Annotated in this window: 19 protein-coding genes; 2 read left to right on the top strand and 17 right to left on the bottom strand. The window is 61.6% G+C overall.

Features of this window, described 5'->3' with window-relative positions; translation table 11 throughout:
• Positions 1–362 precede the first annotated feature (362 nt).
• The 6 genes from LD110_RS21660 to LD110_RS21635 all read right to left on the bottom strand — a co-directional run bounded on the left by LD110_RS21660 (position 363) and on the right by LD110_RS21635 (position 4,445).
• The gene (locus LD110_RS21660; RefSeq protein ID WP_225502005.1) at positions 363–503 is read right to left on the bottom strand and encodes a hypothetical protein; all 141 of its coding nucleotides are present in this window, start codon (positions 501–503) and stop codon (positions 363–365) included.
• Between the two features lie 21 nt (positions 504–524).
• Positions 525–779 (bottom strand): hypothetical protein, encoded by a 255-nt coding sequence (locus tag LD110_RS21655; RefSeq protein WP_225502004.1) that lies wholly within the window; start codon positions 777–779, stop codon positions 525–527.
• 22 nt (positions 780–801) lie between these two features.
• Positions 802–2,037 carry an MFS transporter gene (locus LD110_RS21650; protein WP_225502003.1) on the bottom strand — a complete coding sequence of 412 codons (1,236 nt, stop codon included), beginning with the start codon at positions 2,035–2,037 and terminating at the stop codon, positions 802–804.
• 146 nt (positions 2,038–2,183) lie between these two features.
• Positions 2,184–2,567, bottom strand: coding sequence for a DUF2255 family protein (locus tag LD110_RS21645; RefSeq protein WP_225502002.1), 384 nt, complete (start codon positions 2,565–2,567; stop codon positions 2,184–2,186).
• On the bottom strand, positions 2,564–3,310 hold the full coding sequence (locus LD110_RS21640; RefSeq protein WP_225502001.1) for an SDR family NAD(P)-dependent oxidoreductase: 747 nt from the start codon (positions 3,308–3,310) through the stop codon (positions 2,564–2,566). The genes LD110_RS21645 and LD110_RS21640 overlap by 4 nt, the downstream gene beginning before the upstream one ends.
• A 112-nt stretch (positions 3,311–3,422) precedes the next feature.
• Positions 3,423–4,445, bottom strand: a complete 1,023-nt coding sequence (locus LD110_RS21635) for a zinc-dependent alcohol dehydrogenase family protein (protein WP_225502000.1) — start codon at positions 4,443–4,445, stop codon at positions 3,423–3,425.
• Positions 4,446–4,643: 198 nt separating this feature from the next.
• On the opposite strand from LD110_RS21635, the gene LD110_RS21630 reads away from it, so the two are divergent.
• A complete protein-coding gene (locus tag LD110_RS21630) occupies positions 4,644–5,573 on the top strand; it encodes a helix-turn-helix transcriptional regulator (protein ID WP_225501999.1) in 930 nt (309 codons plus the stop codon).
• A 48-nt stretch (positions 5,574–5,621) separates the two neighbouring features.
• On the opposite strand, the gene LD110_RS21625 is transcribed toward LD110_RS21630, so the two are convergent.
• From LD110_RS21625 to LD110_RS21605, 5 genes are all read right to left on the bottom strand, one after another.
• Positions 5,622–5,879, bottom strand: a complete 258-nt coding sequence (locus LD110_RS21625) for a hypothetical protein (protein ID WP_225501998.1) — start codon at positions 5,877–5,879, stop codon at positions 5,622–5,624.
• Between the two features lie 29 nt (positions 5,880–5,908).
• Positions 5,909–6,892, bottom strand: a complete 984-nt coding sequence (locus LD110_RS21620) for an aldo/keto reductase (RefSeq protein WP_225502006.1) — start codon at positions 6,890–6,892, stop codon at positions 5,909–5,911.
• A 144-nt stretch (positions 6,893–7,036) separates the two neighbouring features.
• Positions 7,037–8,476 (bottom strand): MFS transporter, encoded by a 1,440-nt coding sequence (locus LD110_RS21615; protein WP_225501997.1) that lies wholly within the window; start codon positions 8,474–8,476, stop codon positions 7,037–7,039.
• Between the two features lie 50 nt (positions 8,477–8,526).
• A complete protein-coding gene (locus tag LD110_RS21610; protein WP_225501996.1) occupies positions 8,527–9,519 on the bottom strand; it encodes an aldo/keto reductase in 993 nt (330 codons plus the stop codon).
• Between the two features lie 81 nt (positions 9,520–9,600).
• Complete coding sequence (locus tag LD110_RS21605; RefSeq protein WP_225501995.1) at positions 9,601–10,644, bottom strand: NAD(P)-dependent alcohol dehydrogenase; 1,044 nt, start codon at positions 10,642–10,644, stop codon at positions 9,601–9,603.
• A 148-nt stretch (positions 10,645–10,792) separates the two neighbouring features.
• Here LD110_RS21605 and LD110_RS21600 point away from each other — a divergent pair, with 148 nt between their 5' ends.
• Positions 10,793–11,680, top strand: a complete 888-nt coding sequence (locus tag LD110_RS21600) for a helix-turn-helix transcriptional regulator (RefSeq protein WP_225501994.1) — start codon at positions 10,793–10,795, stop codon at positions 11,678–11,680.
• Between the two features lie 108 nt (positions 11,681–11,788).
• Here the strand turns inward: LD110_RS21600 and LD110_RS21595 are convergent, their stop codons facing one another.
• The 6 genes from LD110_RS21595 to LD110_RS21570 are packed head-to-tail and all read right to left on the bottom strand — an operon-like array spanning position 11,789 to position 17,826.
• A complete protein-coding gene (locus LD110_RS21595; RefSeq protein ID WP_225501993.1) occupies positions 11,789–12,790 on the bottom strand; it encodes a sugar phosphate isomerase/epimerase in 1,002 nt (333 codons plus the stop codon).
• Positions 12,791–12,792: 2 nt separating this feature from the next.
• The gene (locus LD110_RS21590) at positions 12,793–13,989 is read right to left on the bottom strand and encodes a Gfo/Idh/MocA family protein (RefSeq protein ID WP_225501992.1); all 1,197 of its coding nucleotides are present in this window, start codon (positions 13,987–13,989) and stop codon (positions 12,793–12,795) included.
• A 20-nt stretch (positions 13,990–14,009) separates the two neighbouring features.
• Positions 14,010–15,113, bottom strand: a complete 1,104-nt coding sequence (locus LD110_RS21585; RefSeq protein ID WP_225501991.1) for a Gfo/Idh/MocA family protein — start codon at positions 15,111–15,113, stop codon at positions 14,010–14,012.
• Positions 15,110–15,913, bottom strand: a complete 804-nt coding sequence (locus LD110_RS21580) for a sugar phosphate isomerase/epimerase (protein WP_225501990.1) — start codon at positions 15,911–15,913, stop codon at positions 15,110–15,112. The genes LD110_RS21585 and LD110_RS21580 overlap by 4 nt, the downstream gene beginning before the upstream one ends.
• Before the next feature lie 60 nt (positions 15,914–15,973).
• Positions 15,974–16,867: a carbohydrate ABC transporter permease gene (locus tag LD110_RS21575; RefSeq protein ID WP_225501989.1), complete on the bottom strand. Its 894-nt coding sequence runs from the start codon at positions 16,865–16,867 to the stop codon at positions 15,974–15,976.
• Positions 16,867–17,826 (bottom strand): carbohydrate ABC transporter permease, encoded by a 960-nt coding sequence (locus LD110_RS21570; RefSeq protein WP_225501988.1) that lies wholly within the window; start codon positions 17,824–17,826, stop codon positions 16,867–16,869. The genes LD110_RS21575 and LD110_RS21570 overlap by 1 nt, the downstream gene beginning before the upstream one ends.
• Positions 17,827–17,831: the final 5 nt, after the last annotated feature.

Here is a 17,831-nt window from a genome sequence, read left to right as displayed (position 1 = left end):
CAGTGTCAACAGGGCTGGAGGCCCAAAAACCGCGCCCAGCCTAGGGGAAAACGCGTGCCCGAGGTGGGACTCGAACCAGATTTCGGCCCTTGGAAACAAAGGCAACTCCGGAAAACATCCGTAATCCGGCCCAGTCCGGCCGATGTACGACCCAGTCCGAAGCGAAAAGCGTTGACAATGTCAACACCGCCCTTCCTGAGAGATTTTGAACAGATTTGAACAAGACAGTGCGACTGCCGCCTCCCATTTCGAGGGGTGCGGCAGTCGCTCTGTGTCCGGGGTCAAGGGGAAAGCCAGAACGCGATGATGGTGCCCTCCGGATCACGCTCATCTTGGGTGGACAGATCGGCTCTAGCGGCGGCTCACGACACGTCCAGGATTTCTTGGGACTCCTTGATGCGGCTTTCCTCGAATTCGATGCCGAATCCCGGACGTGTCGGCAGCGCGAACGTCCCTCCGTGCGGTGCGGGCGTGTCGATCTCAAACTGCGTGAAGGGCTGCATGGATTCCGTGGCAATGTGGGATCACCTGGACACCGAAGGTCTCCGCCAAGGCACACATCCGGACGAGGTCGCTGACGCCGCGTCGTAGAGATCGATATGGCGAGCGCCTGGAACCACGATCAGTTTGCTCGGACCGGAGGCCTGGGCGTGGATGTCCTCACTGAAGTAGCGCGAGTGCGCCTGCTCTCCGGTGATGAGCAGGGCCCTTATCGCGTTGGATCTCTCGACCATGTAGCCTGCGGTTAGGAAGCCGTCCCCCGCTGTGGGGAGCTCCACTCGTTTAGTGCTGTAACGCGGCCTAGTGAGCCGCCGCGCGGCGGGTTGCGCGCGCCGTCACGAGCGCCAGCACCGAAGCGAGAACCAACACGGCGGCGCTGGCCAGGAAAGTTCCGCGGTGTCCGGTCGAGTCGAACAGCAGCCCGCCAAGGGTGGAGCCGAGAGCGATCGAAGTCTGAACCACGGCCACCATCAGGCCACCGCCTGCCTCTGCGTTGTGCGGCATGGCCGTGGCGACCCAGCTCCACCACCCGACAGGCGCCGCGGTCGACATCAGGCCCCACAACCCCATGAGTACGACGACGGCGGCGAACCAACCACCGGAGGGCACCAGCGCTGCGGCGATGAGCGCCATGAGGGCGGGGATGACGATGAGCGTGCGGTAGAGGCCCTTGCCGAGGAAACGGCCGATCATGACCGTGCCCACGAAGCCGGCGGCTCCGACCACGAGAAGAACAAGTGAGATCGTGGCCACATCGATCCTGGTGACTGACTCCAGGAACGGGCGAACGTAGGTGAACAGGACAAACTGTCCCATGAAGAAGGAACCGCAGGCGGCCATGCCCCAGGCGATGGGTGGGCGCTTGAACGCCGTGAAGATACCGAAGACGCTGCCGGGCTTGCCGACGTGCACCTGTGCCTCCATGGAAGGCAGGCTGATCCGCTGCCAAATAAACACCAGGACAGCCACCGGGACCAGGCAGAAGAAGGCGCCGCGCCACCCCACCAAGGAGCCAAGGTAGCTGCCCAGTGGTGCGGCCAGGACGGAGGCGAGGGCATTGCCGCCGTTGAAGATGGCCAAGGCCCGCGGGACCTTGGAAGCAGGCACCAGGCGCATGGCCGTTGCTGCGGAGATGGACCAGAACCCGCCAATGACCACTCCGATCAGTGCCCTGCCAACCATGAAGGGAAGATACCCCGGTGCCAGTGCGATAAGCCCGCCCGAGAGCGCCATCAAGCCCGTCAGAGCGAGCAACAGCGTCTTGCGGTTCATACCGCGTGCGAGGTTGGAGATTGAGAGGCTTGTCAGCACGGCGAACAGACCCGAGATCGCGATCCCCTGCCCCACCGTCCCTTCGGAGACCTGCAGGTCCGCAGCCATCGGGGTAAGCAGGCTGACCGGCATGAATTCGGAAGCGATGAGGGCGAAGACACACAGCGACATGGCGTAGACGCCTCCCCAGTGACTGGGGTGCTTCTCTTCGACACGTGGTCCTTGGACCTTGTCAGTGAAGGTGGCAGGGGTGTCGTGCGACATTAGAATTTTCTCTCATCCATCCATTGGGCATTGATTTATGAATTGGCTGTCGTCGACGAGGCGAACATGCCATGCGGCCGTCGGGTGACGAGGGCGACCTTGCGGCTGAAGTCATGACTGACCATGTTCATCGTCAGTCATTGCTGCTAAAAATTTGGTCCACCTTTCGGGGAGACCTCCACCGTCGCCCCGCGAGGGCCTGCGGCGACCATGGGCGGCAGATACGGGCTCCCGGCGTACTTCGCGAGGTAAGCCTCATCAATGAGTGCGTTCAGTTCCGGATCACCAGGGCTGAACTCTACTTCCAGGGTCTCCCCCGCGGCGATGATCCGGCCGCCGCGCTGGGCCATCGCGGAGCGGTACCAACGTGATCGTTGACCGTTCCACGCGCGCACAAACAACCGCCCTTCCACCACGACCGACCAGATCCAGGTCGGCGTTCCGCAGGTGGCACCGTCCGCGCGGAACGGTGCGATGTGCAGATCATCGCTCGCGGCGATCCGATCGAGCGTACGGGCCCAATCCGTCATTTCGGTCCTCCTTGGATCTTGCTTCCCGTAAATTCGGCCAGAGAGCCGATGAGCGCAGCCTGGAAACGTTCATCATGTACCGCCTGGTGCGGTGTTCGGATTTCTTGGTGGTGCCAGAACAGCCCGGTCGGGACTGCATCATCCATGTCCGTGCCGGCCGCGAGCCAGGCCTGTGTGACGTGGCCAAGTCGAAGATCGTCGCTGGCACTCGCCCCGCCCATTCGCGTCGGCACCCAACCGGGATCCACCGCGTACGCCGATACGTCAGGCCACAATCGTGCAACTGCCGCCGCAAGGGCAGTTACGAAGAGCTTGCTGTCTGCATAGGAACGGGACTCTTGTCCACCACTCCAGTCCACCCCCGCGATGTCAGGTCGTCCGCCGTGATGCATGCTGCTGCTAAGGTAAATCAACCGGTCAGGCCGATCCATTTCTGCGGTAAGAACGAAGGGAGCGACGACGTTCACCGGCAGCAGGGACGAACCGCCGATGACGCCAGCGTTATGGATCACAGCGTCGAAGCGACCCAAAGCGTTTGCTTGTTGAACCAGCCCGCGCACCTCGTCCAGACTGCCGAGATCGCCCACGACAGCCTCCGCACCACGGTCCAATAGATCTTGCACGGCGGCAAGCCGTGCACTGGTGCGTGAATGCACCACAACTGAATGACCGTCGTCGAGCAGAGCCTTAGCCGCCGCACGGCCGAGACCGTCGCTCGAACCGGTAACCAGGACTCGGGACATGATTCTCGCCTTCCCTTTAGGACGTTGTCTCGTGAAAGCTCAGTCGAGCAGTGAAGCGAAGGTGCGGACGGATCAAGCGTCACGGGGACCGCCCGAGTCCGGCGTTCAGCTGTTATGGGCGAAGCAAGACCTTGATAGCCCTGCGCTCGTCCATTGCCTTGTAGGCGTCAGCAGCCTGCTCCAATGGAAGTTCGAGGTCGAAGACTTTACCGGGATTGATTTCCCGCCTCCAGATCATGTCGATCAGTTCGGGCAAGTACTGCCTTACCGGGGCGGGTCCTCCGTGGAGGTGGACATGGGAGAAAAACAGGTCCTGCCCCTGCAACAGGACGTCGTGAGACACGCCAACATAGCCAACATGCCCGCCTGGCCGAGCGGAACGGATGGCTTGAAGCATGGACTCCTGCGTGCCGACAGCTTCGATTACAGAGTCGGCACCAACACCACCCGTCAATTCCTTGATTCGTTCGACACCCTCGTCCCCGCGTTCAGTGACAATATCTGTAGCTCCGAACTCAAGGGCCAGCTTCTGGCGGGACTCGTGGCGGCTCATGGCGATGATTTTTTCTGCCCCAAGTTTCTTGGCTGCCAGTACGCCGAGCAGACCAACCGCGCCGTCTCCAACTACCGCAACGGACTTGCCGGGCCCGGCCTGTGCAGCCACGGCAGCAAACCAACCGGTGCCAAGCACATCTGAGGCAGTAAGCAAGCTGGGGATCAGATCTGTATCTGGTGTCCCAGGAGTAGGAACCAAAGTGCCGTCCGCTAGCGGAACACGCAGCAGCTCTGCCTGGGCCCCCATGTCGTTCATCCATACTCGTTGCACGCAGGAAGTCTGGTATCCGGCCCGGCAGTGGTCACAAGTGTTGTCCGAAGCCGAAAAGCCCCCAATCACAAACTGGCCAGGCTTTACAGATGTGACCTCAGCGCCAATTCTTTCCACGACCCCGACGTACTCGTGACCTATAGGCGAGGGACCGTCAATGGCGTCGTCACCGCGGTATGGCCATAGGTCCGAGCCGCATACACACGTCGCTGTGACTCGGATAATGGCGTCGGTGGGCTTTAGTATCTCCGGGTCCGTGCGATCGTTCACACGGAAGTCGCCGGGGCCGTACATCAAAACACCGCGCATAGTCGGTACTCCTCCAAACGTTGTGATAATCAGTCGGTCATTGTTCGGTCATCGGCCCGGTATTCCGGTCCGCGCGGAAAAACTTTCACCATCCAGCCAACCGCCTTTCCGTCCATGTAGCGAGACCCTGGTGAGGGGTGTACCGGCAGTACATCCCTTCGGCGAGCCATGTCGAACTGTGTGTCGTACCGTTGATACGTGGATATCCAGCAGGAAGTACGTGAGTTCCTCACCTCACGGCGGTCAAAGATCACACCCGAGCAAGCCGGGCTGGCTGCTGGAACCCGGCGCCGCGTTCCCGGGCTGCGCAGGAGTGAAGTCGCGGCCCTCGCCGGCGTGAGTGTCGAGTACTACGCCAAGCTCGAGCGCGGGCACGTTGCCGGCGTCTCCCCTGCAGTTCTTGAAGGTGTCGCCCGTGCGCTCCAGCTGGACGACGTCGAACGCGCCCACCTGCTGCACCTGGTTCAGGCCGCAGATGGCTCCGACACACTAGCCAGGCCCCGGCCTCGCCCCAGCACCGAATGGACGCCGTCCAAGAGCCTGCAGTGGACGTTGGCAGCCGTCACCGGTGGCCCCGCCTTCGTGCTCAACGGCCGATTGGATTTGCTGGCAGCCAACCAACTTGCCCGAGCATTCTTCGCTGACATGTACAGCAGCGACACCACGCCGCCGAACATGGCGCGTTTCCAATTCCTCAACCCGGTCGCCCGGCGCTTCTACCCCGATTGGGACGTCATCGCCGACATGACTGTGGATGTCCTCCGTACAGAAGCTGGACGAAACCCTCACGATAAAGAATTGCACGATCTCGTAGGCGAACTCTGCACACGCAGCGACGCCTTCCGCACACGGTGGGGCGCCCACAACGTCATTCGCCATGGTGCGGGGAGCAAACGCTTCCACCATCCGGTCGTAGGCGATCTCACTCTCACCTGGCAGGGTTCGTCAGTGGATGCCGAACCTGGCCTCACACTCCTTATCTATACGGCCGAACCTGGTTCCGTCTCCGAAGAAGCCCTACGCCTGCTCGCTTCATGGTCAGCCACGCAGCAAGCGGATTCCTCAACAGAGTCGAGCACTCAATCTGATTCGCAACAACAGCCCAGGCGTCCGACGCCTCGCTCATAATCCGCCAATCCGACGGATCTGGCACGGCGTCTTCGTAGCACCGGTCGTCTAAGGCAGAGGCCAGTAGATTATCGAGCTGTCGTCGTCACGGCGTACGTCTGCCTGGGTCGCCTGTCCGCCGGACTCGACGTTTCCTTTCACTGCACGTTGCGACCTCCGAAACCAGCCCCACTTTCTGTCGTAGACGACGATTCCGGAGCTTTGGTTCTGGCTGGGCTGAACATCCGGGGCGTGTTCGTCCTTGCTCGCCGAGTAGTCCGACATTCGCCCGTGAGCGTCTGTTCTTTCCGCATCCTTCACGTTCATCTCACCGGTCCTGGCAGTTAGCTGTACGATCACCATGCATAGGCTTCCGGGGCTTCGCCTGGTCCGGGCCAGATCCTGTCCAGCCGGTCCACGGTTTCTGCATCCAGCCGCACGTCGACGGCTCCGAGGACGTCACGCATCTGCTCCACGGTGCGTGGCCCTATGATCGCAGCGGATACGACCGGGTTACCTAAAAGCCAGGCAAGGGCCACGTCTGCCGGCTTGTTGCCCAGCTCGCGACACAATCCTTCGTAGGCTTCGAGCTTTTCACGGTTCGCTTCAAGTTGCGGGTGTACCTTTCCGCCGGACCGTTGCCGGGCAGCGGCGCCCTCAAGCGCCCCGGCGAGCAGCCCAGCGCTTAGCGGACTATAGGGCAGTAGACCTACACCCAAATGGCGGAGTGCAGGAATCAGCTCCATCTCCACGGCCCGATTCGTGAGGTTATACAGGCTCTGCTCCGAAGCCAGACCGAGGAAGTGCCGGGACGAAGCAACTGACTGGGCGAGTGCGATATCCCACCCTGCGAAGTTGCTGCTACCGACGTAGCTAATTTTGCCTTCGCGGACCAGTTGCTCCATGGCCTGCCATATCTCATCCCATGGGGTGGCACGGTCTATGTGATGCATTTGGTAGAGGTCGATGTGATCGGTCTGGAGCCGCCGCAAGCTCGCCTCGCAGGCACGGCGGATATGGTAGGCCGAAAGTCTGCGATCGTTCGGCCCCAGCCCCATAGGCTGGTACACCTTCGAAGCCAGCACAATGTCGTCGCGGTGCCCGGTTTGCTTCATCCACCGGCCAATGATCTCCTCCGAGATCCCATAGCCCTTCTTCATGTCGGGGGTTTGCAGGCCGCCATAGACATCCGCGGTGTCAAAGAAGTTGATGCCCGCTTCAATGGCGGTGTCCATGATCGCGGAACTGGTCGGTTCGTCAGCCGTGAAACCAAAGTTCATGGTCCCGAGGGCAATGCGGCTGACCTTCAAACCGGATCGCCCCAAGTGCCCGTATGTCATCGAGTGAGTCATGGTTCTACCCTAAGTACCGGCATGTCGATGAGGGATACCCTCTTTATACTGCCACCGGCAGGGCCACCCTTACCGTGAGTAGGCTTGGCCACCCGTGTTGTTGAAACCCTCGAAGGTGCTCACCCCGCACGATTACGACGGCGGTGCTGCCGCCTGCGTATGCCTGCCGATCGCGGACTCGTTTCCTGTGGGGAGGAATCGACTGGCCGTTGCCGCAATCAGGGCAACCGCGGCCGCCGTGGACAGGCTTGCGGCCACTCCACTGTTGAATTCAGAACGCTCCGCCAAGAGAGCGCCAAAGACTGCGACCGCCAGGCCACCGCCAATCTGCCGACTCGTGTTAAAAACGCCGCTCGCCGTCCCGGAAACATGTCCGGCCACGTTGCCTAGAAGCAGGCTCGTCATGGGTGGCATGATGAGTGGCCCGGACAGGCCGACGACCACCATGATGGTCGAAAGTACCCAAACAGGTGTCTGCGCGGGGGCGAGTGCAACGGATGCGAGGCCAGTCGCCATCACTATGAGGCCAGTTGTGACCAAGCGCCGTGCGCCGATTCGTTCGATGAGCCAAGCGGTGAAGGGCGTCACGATCAGGCCGATGATCATCATCGGCAGGAAGACCAAGCCAGTTTCCAGGGCGGTGAGACCGCGGCCCTCCTGGAGATAGAGGCTCATCACAAAAGGGAGTCCATAGAAGCCGACCATAAAGGCGAAGCCAACAGCTGAGGCGATGGAAACCGTTCTTGAATGCACCAACTCGTGCGGAATCATGGGGTGTCTCCCGCGGGCCTGGGCGAGGACGAATCCACCGAACGCCGCCACGCCGACGGCCAGTGTGGCCAGGACTTGGGGTGCCTGGATGCCCACTGAACCGGCCTCGATAGTTGCGTAAATAATGCTGCCCATCGCCAGAATGGCTGTCACCTGACCCACCCAGTCGAACGGAACCTTTCGTCGCTGCGTAGCGGTCGGCCGTCCCGCGCAAATCAGCAAAAACACTATGAGAAGGCCGACAGGGAGGTTAATCAAGAAAATCAGCCGCCAGCTAGCAAGTGTAAGCAGACCGCCGATGACTGGCCCCGAGCTGGATGCGACAGCTCCGCCCATTGCCCATGCCGCAACTGAGCGCGCACGGCGGGCGGGTTCAGGGAAGGCTTGCGCGATGACGGCCATCGATGATGGCATCATCACCGCAGCCGCTGCACCCTGAGCAAGCCGCGCCACAATGAGGGCTACCAAGTTCGGGGCAAGGCCGCACCCCACGGAGGCGACCACGAACAGCGCCACACCTATACCGAAGGATCGTCGGGAGCCGAGCCTATCCGAAAGCGAGCCCGCGGAGAGCAGGAACGCGGCGAAGGTCAGAGTGTAACCGTCCACGATCCATTGGAGACCCGCTATGCCACCTCCCAGGTCCTGCCGAATACTGGGCAATGCAACGTTAACGACGACGGCATCTAGCGTCACTGCGAACATTCCCAAGGCGGCTGCCGCTACTGCTGCGATCGGACTCCCCTGCGATGCTGCCGCGACAGAGGGCAGGTTGGGTGTTATCAAGCCTTCTGGCTCCACGTTTGCCCCTTCCGTGCTCAGACCCTTGGAAAACGCGCGAGCCACCGCTCTCAAACCCAGGTTGGAAGGTGTTCCGAAACGTATCGGGCACCGTAGGCACCCTCCGGCACGATTTCGTGGATTCGCTCGATCTCCGATTCGCTTAGTGTCACCTCTGCGGCCCCGAGGTTCTCCTCCAATCTGATTCGGCTTCTTGTTCCGGGAATTGGAACGATGTCCTCACCTTGGGCAAGCAGCCAGGCCAATGCCAATTGTGCGGGGGTGATCTGTTTAGCAGAAGCGAGCTCACTGAGTTGATCGATCGCCAGCTTGTTCTTCGTGTAGTTCTCGCCCTGCCAGCGAGGATCGAATCGACGCATATCTGACTCGTCGTAGTCACCGGACGGCTTAACGGTTGACGTCAGGAAGCCACGGCCCAGCGGTGAGTAGGCGACAAACCCAATGCCGAGTTCGCGGACTACTGACAGCACGTCAGACTCTACTCCTCGTTCGAAAATCGAATACTCCGTCTGGAGCACGGACACGGGCTGGACGTCGTGGGCCCGGCGGATCGTCTCTGGTCCTGCCTCGCTCAGCCCGAAGTAGCGGACCTTGCCCTCATCGATGAGTTCCTTTACGGCTCCCGCAACGTCCTCAATGGGGATGTTCGGGTCCGGACGATGCTGGTAGAAGACGTCGATGACATCGGTCTTCAGATACCTCAGACTGTTTTCCGCAACTCTGCGGATATTCTCAGGGCTGCTGTCGTGCCCGTTGGAGTTTCCGTGCTGGTCGTACGTGAAGCCGAATTTCGTGGCGACTTGAACCTCGTCACGAAATGAGCGGATTGCCTCGCCGAGGAGGATTTCGTTTGAGCCGTTCCCCATGTTGTAGAGCTCGGCAGTATCGAACATCGTCACGCCGAGCTCGTGAGCCCGGCGGATGACCGCAACGCTCTCGTCTTTGCTCCCGGACGTGCCATAAAAGGCGGTCATGCCCATCGTTCCCAGCCCAAGTTCGGCGACTTTCAAGCCCTGTCGGCCGAGGGTGCGTTCCTTCAACATATGTTGCTCTCTTTCATTGCTTCAAGCTGGCAGGCGCCAGCCCTTTCGCATGCGGCTGCGCGTCGCCTGTGCATCTAATGTTCAGGCGAAGGTGTGGGCGTCGATGACGAAGCGGTAACGCACATCGGCTGCTAGGAGGCGCTTCCAAGCCTCATTGATGTAGGCGGCCTCGATGAGCTCTGTCTCAGGATTGATCCCATGTTCGGCGCAGAAGTTGAGCATCTCTTGCGTCTCGCGGATCCCGCCGATGCCAGAGCCTGCAAACGATCGTCGGTTTTCCATGATGTTAAAGACGTGAAGAGGAAGCGGCTCGGCGGGTGCGCCGACATTCACCATCGTGCCGTTCCTTCGCAGAAGGGCAAGGTAGGAAGCCAGCTCTACGGGCGCGGAAACGGTATTGAGTATTAGGTCGAAGCTGTTCTTGAGGACGTTAAAAGTCTCCGGGTCCTCCGTCGCAAAGTAGTGATCTGCACCCAAGCGTAGGCCGTCGTCCTTTTTCGCTAGGGTCCGGGAGAGGACCGTGACCTCGGCGCCCATAACGTCGGCGATCTTGACGGCCATATGACCGAGCCCGCCCATGCCGACGATTGCCACCTTCTTACCCGGACCGGCCTGCCAATAGCGCAGGGGCGAGTAAGTGGTGACCCCTGCGCAGAGCAGTGGTGCGGCTGCGGCGAAGTCGAGTGCTTCGGGGATACTGAGAACAAAGTCTTCCGTGACGACGATGTGGGTGGAGTATCCACCCTGCGTGATCCTTCCGTCAGAGTCAACAACGTTGTAGGTGCCCGTGTTGCCGTTGAGGCAGTACTGCTCCTCCCCTGCGAGACAGTTCTCGCATTCGCGGCAAGAGTCGACCATGCACCCGACGCCAACCCGATCGCCAACGGCGTGCTTGGTGACTTCGGCTCCAACCTCTGCGACGAGGCCAACGATCTCGTGGCCTACCACCAAGGGGTGCTGAACGGCACCCCAGTCCTCCCGAACCGTATGGATGTCCGAGTGACAGATTCCGCTGTACTTGATCTCAATCAAGACGTCTTTGGGCCCAACATCCCTCCTCGTGATGGTGACTGGCTCGAGCAAGTCGCTGCTGGACGGTGCGGCAAAGGCGTTTACGGTTAGCAATGTCTCTCCTGGGGCGATCGGGCCCTGATTGGGCCCTTAAGAGGGTTTCCTCAACTCAACCATGTGTCGACGAACGGAAGCAGTCCCGGATGATGGTAGTACTGGCAGGGTATCCCTAACCGTTGACCTCTGATCTAACGTGGAATGCATGGACAACCGAGCAGAGGTGCGCGAGTTTCTTACGTCGCGGCGTGAACGTGTAACTCCCCAGCAGGTCGGTCTGCCAGAGGGAAGAAATCGTCGGGTAACCGGACTACGCCGCAGCGAAGTTGCTGCCCTTGCCGGTGTGAGCGTGGAGTACTACACCCGGCTTGAACAAGGCGCCCTCAACGGTGCATCGCCGGAGATTCTGGCCAGTCTTGCTCAAGCATTGCGTCTCGATGATGCTGAAAGAGCGCATTTGTTCGACCTTGCCCACGCTGCAAGTCCGGTAGGCCGCCCGCCCAGGCGCCGGAACCCTAAGACCTGGGCTCCTCACCCGAGTCTTCAGTGGGTGCTCGACGGATTTACAGCTGGGCCGGCGTTTGTCCGCAACGGAAGAATGGATTTGCTAGCCGTCAATGCTCTGGCACGGGCCATCTACAAGGATGCGTTCGACATGCCGGGTTACCCGCCAAACCTCGCAATATTCACGTTCCTCGACGACCGCAGCCGTGAACTGCAGGGAGACTGGGATTGGGCAGCCGATGTAGTGGTGTCCATCCTGCATACCGAAGCGGGCCGGGACCCTCGAAATAAAGAGTTGCACGACCTCGTGGGCGAACTTTCCACTCGAAGCGAAGAATTCCGAGGTCGTTGGAGCGCCCATAACGTCCGTCACCACGGGACAGGATTCAAGACTTTTCGTCACCCCGTTGTTGGTGAGCTCACTTTCGCTTATGAGGCATTGGAGATGAACTCCGAGCCAGGTCTGACGCTGACCTTTTACGCCGCTGAACCCGGATCTGCTTCCGAAGAGGCTCTGCGTCTCTTGGCGTCCTGGGCGGCTACAGAGTTTCCCCAACGACCCGATGCCCAAGCGAAAACCGACGCCTGAAGTCGACGGCCAAAGACAAAGGACCTCTTAGATTGGCGAACATCAGAATCGCCAATCTAAGAGGTCTTCATATTTCCCGCACCTGCCCCCTGCAGCGGGGAGTCGGCGTTAGTCCTTGGCGCTGAAGGCTGCGTCGAAGCTGGTTTGGGAGGCGGGGAAGTCGAATTTCTTGAGGGCGGCGAGGGCTTCGGGGGCGCCGTGGAGGCGGTCCATGCCGGCGTCTTCCCACTCGATCGAAATCGGACCGGAGTAGCCGATCGCGGACAGTGCCCGGAAGGCTGCTTCCCAGGGGACGTCGCCGCGTCCGGCGGAGACGAAGTCCCAGCCGCGTCGCGGGTCGCCCCAGGGCAGGTGGGAGCCCAGGACGGTGTTGCGGCCGGTCTGGCGGATCTTGGTGTCCTTGCAGTCCACGTGGTAGATCCGGTCCTTGAAGTCCCAGATGAAGGAGACCGGGTCGATCCCCTGCCACATCATGTGCGAGGGGTCCCAGTTCAGGCCGAACGCTTCCCGGTGCCCAATGGCCTCCAGGGTGCGGACGGTGGTCCAGTAGTCGTAGGCGATCTCGGAGGGGTGGACTTCATGCGCGAACTTCACCCCTTGTTCGTCGAAGACGTCCAGGATCGGGTTCCAGCGGTCGGCGAAGTCCTGGTAGCCGGCGTCGATGACTTTTTCCGGGACGGGCGGGAACATGGCCACGTACTGCCAGATGGAGGAGCCGGTGAACCCGACGACGGTGTCCACGCCAAGGGCCTTGGCGAGGCGGGCGGTGTGTTTCATTTCCTCGGCGGCGCGCTGCCGGACGCCTTCTGGGTCGCCGTCGCCCCAGACCTTGGACCCGACGATGGCCTGGTGGCGGAAGTCGATAGGGTCATCGCAGACGGCCTGGCCTTTGAGGTGGTTGGAGATGGCCCAGACCTTGAGGTTGTACTTGTCCAGGACCTCCAGCTTGGACTCGACGTAGCCGGGTTCGTCCCAGCGCCAGGCGTCCAGGTGGTCCCCGGAGACGGCGATCTCGAGGCCGTCGTAGCCCCAGCCGGACGCAAGACGCGCGACTTCCTCGAAGGGGAGGTCGGCCCACTGGCCGGTGAACAGGGTATACGGGCGAGGCATGGTCAGGCTCCTTCGCTGACAAGGGAGGTCGTGTTGATGAAGGTGAGGGTGCTTTTGTTGTTGGCGGAATCTTCGACGGCGGCCAGGACGCGCTGGATCTGGAGGCCGTCTTCAAACGACGGCGAGGGCGCCTCGCCGGTGACAATGGCGGTGAGGAAGTCGCGGATCTGGTGGGTGAAGGTGTGTTCCCAGCCGATGATGTGCCCTTGCGGCCACCAGGCTTCGAGGTAGGGGTGTTCGGGCTCGTTGACCAGGATCCGCCGGAAACCCTGCTCCCGGACAGGAACGGTGGCATCCAGGAATTGAAGTTCGTTCAGGGTCTCAAGATCGAAGGTGAGGGCTCCCTTGGTGCCATAAACCTCGATGCGGAGGCTGTTTTTTTGGCCTGTCGCTACACGGGACGCTTCAACAGAAGCTCCCATGTCGCCGGTGAGCCAGAACGTGGCCCATGCCGCGTCATCGACGGTGACATCTTCCATCCCCTGCTCGCCCGGCCGCTGGGTGACGAATGTCTTCAACTTCCCCGATGCCTCAAGGATCCTTTGGCCGGTGAGGTATTGGATTTGGTCGATGGCGTGGGAGGCGATGTCGCCCAGGGCACCCGAGCCTGCGGTTTCCTTGCGCAGGCGCCAGGTCATTGGGGATTCGCCGTCGGACAGCCAGTCCTGCAGGTACGCGGCGCGGATGTGCCGGACGGTGCCGAGCCGGCCTTCGGCGATCAGTTCCCGGGCGAGGGCCAGGGCGGGGACGCGGCGGTAGTTGAAGCCGATCATCGACTGCACGCCGTTGGCGCGGGCCTTGGCTGCCGCGGCGGTCATGAGTTCGGCTTCGGCGAGGGTGTTCGCGAGCGGTTTCTCGACCAGGACGTGCTTGCCGGCGGCCAGAGCGGCGATCGCGATTTCGGCGTGCATCCAGCCCGGGGCGCAGATGTCGATGATGTCGATATCCTCCCGGTCAATGACCGAACGCCAGTCGGTGGCTGATTCGGCCCAGCCGTATTTGGCGGCGGCCTCGGCAACCTGAGTGGCGTCCCGGCCTACGAGTACTTTCTGCTCGAAGGCCGGGACGTCGAAGAAGCTGGCCACATTCCGCCACGCATTCGAGTGCGCCTTCCCCATGAAGGCGTAACCGATGGCGGCCACACCCAGGGGGCGTTGCCGCGAACCGGGGCTCTGGTCAATGTTGGCGGGGGTGGTCATGTTTCGATTCCTCAGGATTCTTAAAGGGTTGCGGTTTCGGGCGCCCAGTCCTCGGGGACGGCGGCCGAAACGGGGGCGTTGCTGGTGACGTCCACGAACGATCCCGACTCCACGGACTCGGAGATCGAGACCATCGTGTCCAAGACGTGGTAGGCAAGGTCGCCGGTGGCCCGGTGCGGGACGCCTGCCCGGATGGCGCGGGCCATGTCCAGTACGCCCAGGCCGCGGCCGTTGGCCGGTCCGGTGGCGGGGATGATTTCCGGTTCTTCCGCGCCGGGGCGCCAGAGCTTGAGGTCGCCCTCGAAGTAGTTCGGGTCCGGCAGGGACAGGGTGGCCTCGGACCCGGTGATCTCCACGAAGCCCATGCGCAGCCGCGGGGACTCGAAGGAGAAGACGCTGTGAGAGGACTGCCCGCCCTCGAACTGTGCCATCGCCGAGACGTGCGTGGGGACCTCGACGGCGAATTCCTCCCCGGCCTTGGGACCGGAACCGATGACGCGGGTCGCCTTCGCGGCGGAGCCCACGGCGGCCACCTTGCGGACCGAACCGAAGGTCTGGACCAGGGCGGTGAGGTAGTACGGGCCCATGTCGAACAGCGGTCCTGCGCCGTGCTGGAATAGGAAAGCCGGGTTCGGGTGCCAGGACTCCGGGCCGGGGGTCTGGAACGTGGTCATGCCGGTCAACGGGGTGCCGATATCGCCACGTTCGATGATGCGGCGCGCCGTCTGCAGGCCAGCGCCAAGGAACGTGTCCGGTGCCGTGCCGAGCCGGATGCCTGCGGTGTCGGCGGCCTTGAGCAGGCCAAGCCCGGATTCACGGTCCAGGGAGAACGGCTTCTCCGTCCACACGTGCTTGCCCGCGTTGACCGCGGCCGTGGCGACCTCGACGTGCGCGGCCGGGATGGTCAGGTTCACGATGAGCTCGACGTCGGGATGGTTCAGCGCCAGCTCCGGCGTCCCCCATTCGGGAATCCCGTACTCCTTGGCCCGCGCCTCGGCGGCCTCGACGAACAAGTCCGCGATCACGTGGACCTTGAGGTCCGGGAAGGTGGTGAGGTTGTCCAGGTACTGCTTGCTGATGTTGCCGGCACCGATGACTGCGACGCCGACCGGGCCGTGATTCACTTCGCGGAGTCCTCCACCGCCGATGAAACGGCAGACGAGCTGCCTTCAAGGTAGCGCAGTGACGATGCGACGCCTTCGAAAATGTCACCGGAATAGTCATCGAATTCAACGACTCCGACCTCGAGATTCTTAGCCGCAGCGATCACTCCCAGGATGTCGACGTCGCCTTGGCCAGCGGGGAGCTGGGTCTTAACGATGGCGCCGAATTCCTCTCGATCGAAGCGGCTCCCAATCACGGTGACGGGGCCGTTCTTGAGGTGGAGCGCAACGACTCGGTCGCCGAGCCGCTCGACCAGAGCGGCGGGATCTTTTCCACCCGCGGCGACCCAGTACACGTCGACCTCGAGGACAACCTCAGGGTCGAGAAGGGATGCGAAGAACTCAAGGGCCGTGGTTCCCTTGATCGTCGAACCGAGCTCCCAGCTGTGATTGTGGTAGCCGACACGGATGCCGTACTCAGCGCCCTTCTTCGCTGCCGCATTCAATTGCGCTGCGGTCGAGCGGATCGCTCCTTCGTCGAGCCAATGCTCAGGGGCAACAAATGGGTCGATCACGGTACGAATGCCCAGTCGTTTCGCAGCTGCGAAGATTTCGTTCTGGTCCCCTGAAAGGAGCGGAGCATGGCCGGTCGGAGCAGCGATGCCGTTCTCGGCAAATGCGGCCGCGAACGCAGCCGCGTTTTCTACGAACTTGTAAGGCTCGACCTGCGTGTAGCCGATCTCGGCCAGTCTACGGATCGTGCCCGGCAGGTCCGCGTCAAGCGGGTCGCGGAGGGTGTAAAGCTGGACTGAATAATCCATGGAGAAAAAGTTTCCTCTCAAGAGTCGATTAGGCCGGGGATTGCCCCGCGGGTAGAAGGTTCAGCGGCCCGCGAGGGATCCACCGATGCCACCTACGCTGAAGTATTTGTTGAGCCCGGCGAAGACGATGATCGGCGGGAGCATCATGACCACGGCGAGTGCCATGACGGACCCCCAGTCCGTCTGGTTCTGTTGGAAGAAGGACTGCACGCCTACGGGAAGAGTGAAGTTCACGTCAGTGCGCAGGAACACGATCGCCACGAGATAGTCGTTCCACGCGAGGAGAAACGCGAAGATCGCGGTCGAGAGCACACCGGGAAGGCTGTTGCGCAGGACGACTTTCGAAAATGACCCGAACACGGAGCAGCCATCGATCCAGGAAGCCTCCTCGAGGCTAACCGGGATGGAATCGAAGTAGGCGGCCATCATCCAGGTCGCGACGGCCATCGTTGAGGCGACATAAACGATGGTGATTCCCACGAGGTTGTCCGTAATGCCGAGGTTTGCGAACAGGATGAACAGGGGTACCACGGAGGTGATAATTGGCAAGGACTGCATGACAAACAGAAGCAGAGAGTATCCCGAGACCGCCTTACTGCGTCCGCGGGAGAGCACGTAGCCAGCTGGGGCCGCTACGGCCACGGACACAACGACCGTAGCCAGAGTGACGACGAGGCTGTTACTGAGCCAGGTCGATGCCAGGGTTTCAGCGAAGACATTGATGAAATTTTCGACTGTGAACCCGGAGGTCGTACTCGAAGTTCCGGGGGTAAAGGCGAGGACCGCAACCACACCGATCGGGACCAGGACGAAGGCTGTCAGCACCAGAATGAGCGCGAAGCGCCACCAGCGCCCGCGCAAGTCTGCCTCTGAGACCATTCGGCGCTTCTTGCCTGCAGAGGCAGTGGATCCTCCCTTGCCGGAGGCTGCATGGGTGTGCACGACGGTGCTCATTATTCGACGCTCGACTTTCGGATTTGACGGTAGAGGATGACCGACACGACCACCAGCGTGAGGGTCATGAGGAATGCGACTGCCACGCCCTGGCCCGTCTGGAAATTCTGGAATACGGTGCGGTATGCGAAAACGACAAGGGAAGTTGTCGCATCCACGGGTCCGCCGCCGGTGAGGAGATAGATGGTCGGGAAGTCGTTGACGCAGAAGATCGTCATGAGGATCCACGAGATGTAGGTCGAGCGGGCACTAAGCGGCAGCGTGATCTGCGTGAACTGCTGCCATTTGGTGGCGCCGTCCATGCTGGCGGCTTCATAGACGGTGCTGTCCACGGAGGCCAGCGCGGAAGCCGACATCATCATCATGAATGGGAAACTCACCCACACCTTGAAAACGCATACAGTGACGGCGGCAAGCGTCGGGTTCGCTAGGAATAGTGGGGAGCCCAGGCCTACGGCGTTGAACAGTGCAGGGATCGGGCTCTGCGGCGTTCCGAGAAGCCAATTCCACGCCGTCGACGAAACCACGATCGGTACGACCCATGGCAGGAGCAGAAGTATCTTGAAGAGGCCGCGGACCGGGATCCGCGTCTTCAGCAGCAGCGCAAGCCCAAGGCCCACGATCCAGGATCCGAACACCCCCACGATGGTGAATACCAGCGTGAACCCTGCAGCCTTCCACAGGGCGGGGGAAGTGAGCACCGAAGTGAAGTTATCGAGGCCGACAAACTCCCCCGTGTCGATGAGCGAGCCGTTGTGGGTGGCCTGGATCGCGGCGTACACGAGCGGGTAGCCGTTGATGAGGAGAAGAAGCAGCACCGAGGGCAGCAGTAACCAGAGAAAAGTCCTGGTTCTCTGCGCCTTGAGCGGGCTTGTTGAATTTCGTTTCAGGGGCTGGCCGGACCCGCCGGGGGCAACGCCCCGGCGGGCCTTCGCCAGCCCGTTGGTCGTGACTGTCACGGGAT

Origin of the sequence: Arthrobacter sp. M4 (assembly GCF_020251205.1) — a bacterium.
Taxonomy (GTDB): Bacteria; Actinomycetota; Actinomycetes; order Actinomycetales; family Micrococcaceae; genus Arthrobacter.
Note: the sequence above shows the minus strand (reverse complement) of the source record. Positions and strands in the feature narration are given on the sequence as shown.

Bases quoted from the DNA above. Each gene is read 5' to 3' on its own strand.
- LD110_RS21660 (WP_225502005.1), bottom strand. From the start codon at position 503: ATGCAGCCCTTCACGCAGTTTGAGATCGACACGCCCGCACCGCACGGA.
- LD110_RS21650 (WP_225502003.1), bottom strand. From the start codon at position 2,037: ATGTCGCACGACACCCCTGCCACCTTCACTGACAAGGTCCAAGGACCA.
- LD110_RS21645 (WP_225502002.1), bottom strand. From the start codon at position 2,567: ATGACGGATTGGGCCCGTACGCTCGATCGGATCGCCGCGAGCGATGAT.
- LD110_RS21640 (WP_225502001.1), bottom strand. From the start codon at position 3,310: ATGTCCCGAGTCCTGGTTACCGGTTCGAGCGACGGTCTCGGCCGTGCG.
- LD110_RS21635 (WP_225502000.1), bottom strand. From the start codon at position 4,445: ATGCGCGGTGTTTTGATGTACGGCCCCGGCGACTTCCGTGTGAACGAT.
- LD110_RS21625 (WP_225501998.1), bottom strand. From the start codon at position 5,879: ATGAACGTGAAGGATGCGGAAAGAACAGACGCTCACGGGCGAATGTCG.
- LD110_RS21620 (WP_225502006.1), bottom strand. From the start codon at position 6,892: ATGACATACGGGCACTTGGGGCGATCCGGTTTGAAGGTCAGCCGCATT.
- LD110_RS21610 (WP_225501996.1), bottom strand. From the start codon at position 9,519: ATGTTGAAGGAACGCACCCTCGGCCGACAGGGCTTGAAAGTCGCCGAA.
- LD110_RS21600 (WP_225501994.1), top strand. From the start codon at position 10,793: ATGGACAACCGAGCAGAGGTGCGCGAGTTTCTTACGTCGCGGCGTGAA.
- LD110_RS21595 (WP_225501993.1), bottom strand. From the start codon at position 12,790: ATGCCTCGCCCGTATACCCTGTTCACCGGCCAGTGGGCCGACCTCCCC.
- LD110_RS21590 (WP_225501992.1), bottom strand. From the start codon at position 13,989: ATGACCACCCCCGCCAACATTGACCAGAGCCCCGGTTCGCGGCAACGC.
- LD110_RS21580 (WP_225501990.1), bottom strand. From the start codon at position 15,913: ATGGATTATTCAGTCCAGCTTTACACCCTCCGCGACCCGCTTGACGCG.
- LD110_RS21575 (WP_225501989.1), bottom strand. From the start codon at position 16,867: ATGAGCACCGTCGTGCACACCCATGCAGCCTCCGGCAAGGGAGGATCC.